The 1,890-nt window shown below is 67.4% G+C and carries 1 protein-coding gene; it reads left to right on the forward strand.

Annotation, left to right across the window (positions count from 1 at the left end; genetic code table 11):
• Positions 1-323: 323 nt before the first annotated feature.
• Positions 324-1,595 (forward strand): IS110 family RNA-guided transposase, encoded by a 1,272-nt coding sequence (locus tag LQD00_RS22660; protein WP_232719527.1) that lies wholly within the window; start codon positions 324-326, stop codon positions 1,593-1,595.
• Positions 1,596-1,890: the final 295 nt, after the last annotated feature.

The raw sequence follows: 1,890 nt of genomic DNA on the forward strand, positions 1-1,890 counted from the left end.
CCCGCTCCTGCGGGGCGCGCGGCCCGCCCACTGCTCCCTGAGGTGCGAGCGGAGCGAGCCACGAAGGGCCGGCGACCTCGTCTCACCAGGCCTTCGTGGGTCGTCGACTTCGATACGCTCCTTCGTCGCTACTCAGCCCGGCGGCTTTCGCTCCTCGCACCTAGTAATAGCTCGAAGGTTGTGAAATACGGGACATCCTCCTGTTGTGGTCGTAAGGGCTTGGTGTCCCAACCACAACAAGGAGGATGTCGATGTCTGACGCTAGTCCCTTGAGTCGAGGAACGAAACGCCGAAACGACCGTTTGAGCCGACTGCGGGAGATCGTGCGCCGCGATTACGCGGTGGTGGCGATTGATCTGGCAGCCAAGAAACAGGTGATCGTCGTCGCCGATCATGACTCCCGCGTGCTGGCCCGCAAGACCTTTGCCTGCACCCCGTGGAAATTGGGGTCGGCGATTCAGTGGAGTCGTGCCCAGGCTGAGGCGGCCGGGTTCACCGGCATCGTCATCGCCTGTGAACCGACCGGGCACCGCTGGAAAGTGGTGGCCGATCTGGCCGCCGCAGTCGGAGCGCAGATGGTGTGCGTGCAACCGATGGTCGTGGCACGGGCTCGGGAAACCGAAGACTTCACCCGCGACAAATCCGACGACAAAGACGCCCTGCTGATCGCCCGCCTGACCACCCAACTCCACATCTACCTGCCCGAACACGCCGATCAGCACTGGGCACGGCTGCGTCACCTCGGCGTGCGACGGACCGAGCAACTCACCCGCCGAGCCGCGGCCCGCCAACAGGTGCGTGACCTGCTCGACAGTGCCTGGCCGCAGGTGCTCGATTGCGCCGCTCAACCATTGGACTCGGCCACCTGGCTGGCCACCATGGCCATCATCGGCTGCGATCCACGCACCATCACCGCCTACCGCAGCCCCGCCCGCGCGCGCACCCGGCTTCGGGCGAAGCTGCGCGGTGAGCTTGCCCGCTGGGGTGTGCGCCGCATCCACGGGCCGATCCTGACCGCGATCATCACCTCCGCTTTCGCGACCACCATGCCGCCCGAGCGGACCGGAGCGTTGGAACGTGCCCACTACGGTCTCAACGACTTTCACCACGCCACCGTCGAGTGCCGCGAGGTCGAACACCGGATGCTCGCCGTCCTGGCCGAGCTACACCTGAACGAGTTGGCCAGCAGCATTCCCGGCGTCACCGCGGTCTCGGTCGCGGCGATCCTCGCCGAAACCGGTGACCTGTCCCGCTTTGATTCCGCACGGGCAGTGGTCAAACACGCCGGCCTGTGCCCGCGTGAGAACTCCTCGGGCAGCTACCAGGGCACAACCACCATCAGCGGACGCGGGCGGCCCCGCCTACGAACCGCCGCCTGGCGCGCGGCGTTCGGCGCGCTGCGACACAACCCGGTCTACGCCGCCCGCTACCAACACCTGACCACCCGCACCCACAACCGACTGCAACCCAACCAGGCCTATGTGGCCATCGCCGCTGCTTTGCTACGCCAGCTGCACGTGGTGATCACCACCGCCACTCCCTGGGACCCGACCCTGGCCGGCGCACCCCAGCCCGCGGAGGTGAGCGCCGCCTGAACCCAGACCCCACCGACCGGGACAAGCTCGCCGCACCTAGGGCACAACCCGCGCCTGAGCCTGAGCAGTCCCACCCGGCGCGACCCGAGCTCGGATGAAGGCTGTTGGGTAGCAACCCGTTTGACCGCTAGGTAGAGCCCGCGCCAGGCACGACCCCGGCCGACCAACCACCACCAGCACCCGCACCCGGACCGCCCAACCAGGCCGCCCGGCAACACCCACACGCCCACACCCCACCACAGGACCCATTGACACAAACCCTCATAGGCTGCTCAGGCAGCAAGGCCGGCTGTCG

Source organism: Gordonia metallireducens (assembly GCF_021245825.1).
Taxonomy (GTDB): Bacteria; Actinomycetota; Actinomycetes; order Mycobacteriales; family Mycobacteriaceae; genus Gordonia; species Gordonia namibiensis.